General features: G+C 59.8%; 10 protein-coding genes and 1 pseudogene. 6 read left to right on the forward strand and 5 right to left on the reverse strand.

Annotated features, from left to right (window positions below):
* Positions 1–359 precede the first annotated feature (359 nt).
* The 6 genes and pseudogenes from TBU01S_RS22270 (at position 360) to TBU01S_RS22290 (ending at position 2542) form a co-directional block, all read left to right on the forward strand.
* Positions 360–626 (forward strand): nucleotidyltransferase family protein, encoded by a 267-nt coding sequence (locus tag TBU01S_RS22270; RefSeq protein ID WP_439654564.1) that lies wholly within the window; start codon positions 360–362, stop codon positions 624–626.
* Positions 623–1009, forward strand: coding sequence for a HepT-like ribonuclease domain-containing protein (locus TBU01S_RS22275; RefSeq protein WP_068639679.1), 387 nt, complete (start codon positions 623–625; stop codon positions 1007–1009). The genes TBU01S_RS22270 and TBU01S_RS22275 overlap by 4 nt, the downstream gene beginning before the upstream one ends.
* A gap of 37 nt (positions 1010–1046) precedes the next feature.
* The gene (locus tag TBU01S_RS22280; protein ID WP_068639680.1) at positions 1047–1604 is read left to right on the forward strand and encodes a recombinase family protein; all 558 of its coding nucleotides are present in this window, start codon (positions 1047–1049) and stop codon (positions 1602–1604) included.
* A 117-nt stretch (positions 1605–1721) separates the two neighbouring features.
* The gene (locus TBU01S_RS22285) at positions 1722–1967 is read left to right on the forward strand and encodes a hypothetical protein (RefSeq protein WP_068639681.1); all 246 of its coding nucleotides are present in this window, start codon (positions 1722–1724) and stop codon (positions 1965–1967) included.
* Positions 1968–1991: 24 nt separating this feature from the next.
* Positions 1992–2279 (forward strand): annotated as a pseudogene (locus TBU01S_RS23495) (type II toxin-antitoxin system RelE/ParE family toxin); the annotation flags it as partial.
* Complete coding sequence (locus TBU01S_RS22290; RefSeq protein ID WP_068639682.1) at positions 2276–2542, forward strand: helix-turn-helix domain-containing protein; 267 nt, start codon at positions 2276–2278, stop codon at positions 2540–2542. The pseudogene TBU01S_RS23495 and the gene TBU01S_RS22290, both read left to right, overlap by 4 nt.
* Before the next feature lie 293 nt (positions 2543–2835).
* Here the strand turns inward: TBU01S_RS22290 and TBU01S_RS22295 are convergent, their stop codons facing one another.
* From TBU01S_RS22295 to TBU01S_RS22315, 5 genes are all read right to left on the reverse strand, one after another.
* Positions 2836–3129, reverse strand: a complete 294-nt coding sequence (locus tag TBU01S_RS22295) for a hypothetical protein (RefSeq protein WP_068639683.1) — start codon at positions 3127–3129, stop codon at positions 2836–2838.
* A gap of 135 nt (positions 3130–3264) precedes the next feature.
* Complete coding sequence (locus TBU01S_RS25260) at positions 3265–3627, reverse strand: recombinase family protein (RefSeq protein WP_068639684.1); 363 nt, start codon at positions 3625–3627, stop codon at positions 3265–3267.
* A gap of 81 nt (positions 3628–3708) precedes the next feature.
* Entirely contained in the window at positions 3709–4098 is a 390-nt protein-coding gene (locus TBU01S_RS22305) for a type II toxin-antitoxin system VapC family toxin (protein WP_217999685.1), read from the reverse strand.
* Positions 4099–4106: 8 nt separating this feature from the next.
* Positions 4107–4367 (reverse strand): antitoxin, encoded by a 261-nt coding sequence (locus TBU01S_RS23505; protein WP_083953805.1) that lies wholly within the window; start codon positions 4365–4367, stop codon positions 4107–4109.
* Between the two features lie 108 nt (positions 4368–4475).
* Positions 4476–5187 (reverse strand): SprT-like domain-containing protein (locus tag TBU01S_RS22315; protein ID WP_068639687.1); only part of this gene is annotated, 712 nt, incomplete at its 5' end.

A 5187-nucleotide genomic window follows, 5' to 3' on the forward strand; every position in this document is an offset into this window, starting at 1 on the left:
CTCCAAGCCTGGGAAGCGTACCGCAGCACCGGACTGCACGTGACCGCTGGGGAGGCCGATGCCTGGCTGGCCCAGCTTGAGCAGGGCGATGACACCGAGCTTCCGGCATGCCACGTCTGATCCGGACGCAGCCGGCGCTGCTCGATGTGCAGCGCCTCTATCGCTTTCTGGCCTTCAAGATTGTGGATGTTGCGAAAACGTAGGTTTGTGACAAGCCCGCCAAGGCGACCGGCGCGGCATGCGAAATCAAGGCATTGCGATTCTCGAAAATGGTTCTTGAAATTCCATTCTTGATTGCATATCATTTCAACGAGTTTCGATAAGAAAGGATGCCCATGCGACCGTCTGTTGTGCTTGACATGAAACGAGGCGCTGTGCGGGAAGCGGTAGGACGCTTCCGCACAGCGAACCCGCGCGTCTTCGGTTCGGTGCTGCACGGCACCGATCGCGATGGCAGCGACATCGATCTGCTGGTCGATGCGCTGCCCGGTGCCACGTTACTGGACTTGGGCGGACTGCAAGACGAACTGGAGTCGCTGCTAGGTATAGGTGTTGACTTGTTGACACCCGGCGACCTGCCACCGAAATTCAGGGCCAAGGTGCTCGCGGAGGCGCAGCCGGTATGAGCGAGAACCGACTGCCTGATTACCTCGATCACATCCAACAAGCTGCGACCGATGCCCGCGGCTTCGTGGAAGGCTTGGGCAAGGATGACTTCCTGGCCGACAGGCGTACCCAGCAAGCCGTCATCATGAGCCTGATCATCATCGGCGAGGCCGCCACGAAAGTGATGGACGGCCACACCGCCTTCACCCAGGCGCACGCCGAATTACCGTGGCGCTACATGCGGGGGATGCGCAATCGCATGGCCCACGGCTATTTCGATATCAACCTCGATGTGGTGTGGGAGACGACGCAGCAATGGCTACCGGAATTGCTCCAGCAATTGCCCGCCGTGCGCCAGGATGCCGACGATGAAGACCGTAACGACAAAGGAATGGAACCATGACCAATAAAGGGAATGGCTTCGCATTGAGTGGCTATTCATGTTGATCGGCTATGCGCGCGTCTCGACGCAGGATCAGAACCTGGAGCTACAACGCGAAGCCTTGACTAAGGCCGGATGCAAGAAGGTCTTCGAGGACAAGGTGAGTGGCACGCGGGCAGACCGGCCCGGCTTGGCCAAGGCACTCGAAATGCTGCGCGAGAACGATACATTGGTCGTGTGGAAGCTCGACCGGCTGGGCCGCAGCGTCAAGCAACTGGTGAATCTGGTCGGCGAGTTGCACAAGCAAGGTGTCCAGCTCAAGAGCCTCACCGACGCCATCGACACCGGCACGCCGTCCGGCCGCTTCTTCTTCCACGTCATGGCGAGCCTCGCCGAGATGGAGCGCGAGTTGATCGTCGAGCGTACTCGCGCCGGGCTGGAAGTCGCCAAGCAGCTCGGCCGCAAGGGGGGGCGCAGGCCCAAGATGACCGACAGCAAGATTGAGTCGGCCAAGAAGCTGCTGGCCAGCGGCGTACCGCCAAAGGACGTGGCCAAGAACCTCGGTGTGTCCATTCCGACGCTGTACCGCTGGGTGCCAGCCTCCGCGCTCGCTTAGCGTGCTTTATTTTCCGTTTTCTGAGATGACCCCTTCATCGCTTGCAATGCACGAAATCGTCATTGATTACCTGAAAAGGTATAGAATTCCCAGACCATCATGAGGAAAGGATCCATCATGTCCACAGCCATCTATACCCACGCCGAGAACGCCGAGTTCCTGGCTGACCTTGCAGGGCAGTTGGCCAACACCGGCACCTGGCCGCAAGAGCAGATCGACCGCTTGAACGACCTGGCCGCGAATGAGGCCGAGCAGGATCCGGCCTACGTGTCCTACGTGAACGCCAAGGTGCGCGCAGCGCTGGCCAACCCGGGCCGGATGCTCACAGAGGCGGAGATGGACGCCCAGATCGCATCGTGGTGAAGTACGTCGTCTTGGTCCGAAGCTGCACGCGATGACCTGCGTGAGATTCACGATTACCTTTTGACAGTCACCAGCCGGGCGACCACAAAGAAGCTCGTCACGGACATCCGCAAGTCGCCCCGGCTCTTGCCGGAGTATCCACGCCTGTACCAGGTTTTCGAAGGCTCGGCCGAGCGCGCCCGTCATATCGTGGTGCGCTCCAACTGGCGAGTGCTCTACCGGGTGGATGATGCCTCGCGCTGCTGCACTGTCGTCGCTGTCGTTCATGCCCGCAGGTTGCCTGGTTCAGAAATGACGGAGGAAGCTCCATGAGCACGACACACACTCAGGAGATCAAGACCGGCTTGGCCAACGAGATCAGGAAGGCCATGCGTGCCTTGGGTCTCACCCAGCTCGAAGCGGCCAGGCGCATGGGCATTTCACAGGCCAAGGTGTCAGGCATGATGCGCGGCGATTTCACCAACCTGTCCGAGCGCAAGTTGATGAGCTGCCTGAACCGGCTGGGCTACGACATCGAGATCAAGGTGAGGCCCGCCACCGAAAACGTGGGACACCTTGCGCTTACGCTTGCGTGAGGCCGCCGGCTAGGCATCATGCCCGTACAACAGATGAATGCTCCTTGAGCAGGTGACTCACCGTGTTGATGTCCAGCATGTAGCGGCTCATTCGTGATGGTCCTTGAAGGGATCACGATCATGCGTTCTCTGATTACGTTCTTTCTCGTCCAGGAAATCGGCTGGCACATTGGCTCCTTGGAGAGAGGCGAAGAAATCGCCCCACGTTCGCCGGCGTTTTGGGTTCGTATGGTCCCCATCGACCGTCTAGCTTCGCTGTCATGGCCCGTCCAGTCGGTGCTTTTGGGTATAGGTCACACCTTCGCCGTGCCGCTGCTGATGGCGGCGGCCACGGCTGCGCCGGCACTGGCTGGCTCAACCGCGTTGAGGTCGAACAAGGTGGATTCGATTGTGGCGATCAGTTCTTGGGCCTGTTGGGCCGACATGGTAGCGTCGCGCGTCAGCGAGGCCACCAGGCCATCGAGGGCGCTGCGCCAGGTCTGTTCGTCCGTGGGTGCGCCCACGCCGGCGTGAAGAGCCTTGCCACCGTAGAAGGTCAAGGCGAATCCATGCAGACGCAGCAGGCGCAAGGTGTCGGTTGTCAGCATGTCAGCTCCTAGCTGTTATTTTGGGTATACCTAAATGATCCTACTGTAGAACAGTGGCGCATTAATCAATTCCCAATCTAAATGCACCATTCTATTTTTCCCCACTTAAATGAGCCAGCCACCCTCGCCGGAACCCTATTCAACGGCTTCGAACGCGGCAGCCTCGCATGCCGCTTCCCCACAACGTAGCTTCAGCGACGGTTTGCCCCAGACCTGGACGTGACAGGACGGGCACCGGTACTTGACCCGATTCGATCGGTTGGCCGGGCGAGGCGGGGCAAGTATCTCGAAGAACTCGCCGGAAACCTCAGTGCCGTTTTCGTAGTCATCACGTGCGATCTGCAATGCAAGTTTGAGCAGCATTTCCTGGACCGATTCCAGGACGATCTGTGCGACGCCGGTCGCGCCCGCTGCCAGCGCTGAAAGAGGGATGGTCAGTCTGGCGCCTTTCGCCCGGATCAATGCGACCAGGCGCTCTGCTTCCTGTACAGCCCGCATCGATGTCGGCAAGGGCCTCGCGAGTCAGCCTCTCGCGCTCTCCCTCTCGCTCGAGCCTGGCAAGCTGCGCCTGCCTCATGATCAAGGCTCTGTCCAGTCTTCTACATGCAGATCGGGCACTTGGCCGAAGGCTCGGTCGTTTGTCACCAACACAGCTCCAACACTCAGCGCATGGGTGGCAATCAGCAAATCGAGCGGCGCGAGAATCATGCCATGGCGTTCCATCCCAGCTCGTATAGTTCCATAGTGCTCCACAACGGTACTATCCCAAGGTAGTACGTCGACGCGCCGAAGGAACTCCGACACGGCGCGGTGGAGCCGTTTGGCATCCGGTCGTTTGGCCAGGCCAAAAAGTAATTCACCTTCGGTGATCGCCGAAATACAAAGAGCAGCCATCGGCGTGGCCACCACCTTTCGTACAACAGACGAATGCTCCTTGAGCAGGTGGCTCACCGTGTTGGTGTCCAGCATGTAGCGCCTCATTCGTGATGGCCCTCGAAGGGATCACGATCATGCGTTCTCTGATTGCGTTCTTTCTCGTCCAGGAAATCGGCCGGGACATTGGCTCCTTTGAGAGCGGCGAAGAAATCGTCCCACGTCGCCGGTTTGCGCGACAGAATCACGTCTCCGGTTTCCTCATCCTTTCGGATGAAAACCTCCTTGGTGTCGAAACGATAGAGGGCTGGGAGACGTACCGCCTGGCTACGGCCGTTGGTGAACAGCTTGGCTACTTGGCTCATGATTGAAGCTCCTTTTGCGGAGAGGCATATATCAAAGCATATCTCAGACAGTGGAATATACCAAGATATATCCTTGTTGACCAACAACGGCTACCCCATCCGTAGGCGTTACGCCTCGACCGCTTCGAACTCGGCCGAGTCGCAGCCCGGCTCCCCGCAGCGCAGCTTCAGTGAAGGCTTGCCCCAGGCCTGCGCTTGGCAGGATGGGCAGCGGTACTTGATACGGTTGGATCGGTTGGCCGGGCGGGGCGGGGCAAGTATCTCGAAGAACTCTCCGGAAACCTCAGTGCCGTTCTCATGCTGCCCCATGGGGACCGTCAAGGCGGCAGCGGGAAGTGTCGAGGTCTGCGGCAGAGCAGGGGAGGCTGGCGTGCCTGCGCTGGCCGCGGTGAGGACCGATGGCGTTCGGTCAGGGGCAGGGAAGCGGTCCAGCCAGGAAATACGAAACGCCTGGTCCAGCAACTGCTCGGTCGCACGCATGAAGGGGCCACCGGCAACGGGATAGTCCCCCATCTTTTCGCCTGTACGTGCGCCGCCAGGCTGCCCAGTCGCCGAGGGCATCAGCCCGACGGCTTCCATCTTCGCCGCCCATTCGTGATTGTGATAGCCACGACGGCCCGGCTTTCCGAAATGATGCTGCCAGGCGTGGACCATCTCGTGCACCAAGGTCTGCATCACTTCCACGAGCGGAACCACGGCGAAGTACGACGGGTTGATGGCGATCTCGTCGGTCGTGACCTTGTCGTGCCGGTGGACGAAGCGCTTCGCCGAAAAATAACCGTAGGTGCGCTTCTCCCGCTGCAGGGTGATCAGGCAGCTC

It is taken from the genome of Thauera butanivorans NBRC 103042, assembly GCF_001591165.1.
In the GTDB taxonomy this organism is placed as follows: Bacteria; Pseudomonadota; Gammaproteobacteria; order Burkholderiales; family Rhodocyclaceae; genus Thauera; species Thauera butanivorans.

Coding starts and splice junctions, on each gene's coding strand:
- TBU01S_RS22280 (WP_068639680.1), top strand. CDS start 1,047: ATGTTGATCGGCTATGCGCGCGTCTCGACGCAGGATCAGAACCTGGAG.
- TBU01S_RS25260 (WP_068639684.1), bottom strand. CDS start 3,627: ATGCGGGCTGTACAGGAAGCAGAGCGCCTGGTCGCATTGATCCGGGCG.
- TBU01S_RS22285 (WP_068639681.1), top strand. CDS start 1,722: ATGTCCACAGCCATCTATACCCACGCCGAGAACGCCGAGTTCCTGGCT.
- TBU01S_RS23505 (WP_083953805.1), bottom strand. CDS start 4,367: ATGAGCCAAGTAGCCAAGCTGTTCACCAACGGCCGTAGCCAGGCGGTA.
- TBU01S_RS22275 (WP_068639679.1), top strand. CDS start 623: ATGAGCGAGAACCGACTGCCTGATTACCTCGATCACATCCAACAAGCT.
- TBU01S_RS22270 (WP_439654564.1), top strand. CDS start 360: ATGAAACGAGGCGCTGTGCGGGAAGCGGTAGGACGCTTCCGCACAGCG.
- TBU01S_RS22295 (WP_068639683.1), bottom strand. CDS start 3,129: ATGCTGACAACCGACACCTTGCGCCTGCTGCGTCTGCATGGATTCGCC.
- TBU01S_RS22290 (WP_068639682.1), top strand. CDS start 2,276: ATGAGCACGACACACACTCAGGAGATCAAGACCGGCTTGGCCAACGAG.
- TBU01S_RS22305 (WP_217999685.1), bottom strand. CDS start 4,098: ATGCTGGACACCAACACGGTGAGCCACCTGCTCAAGGAGCATTCGTCT.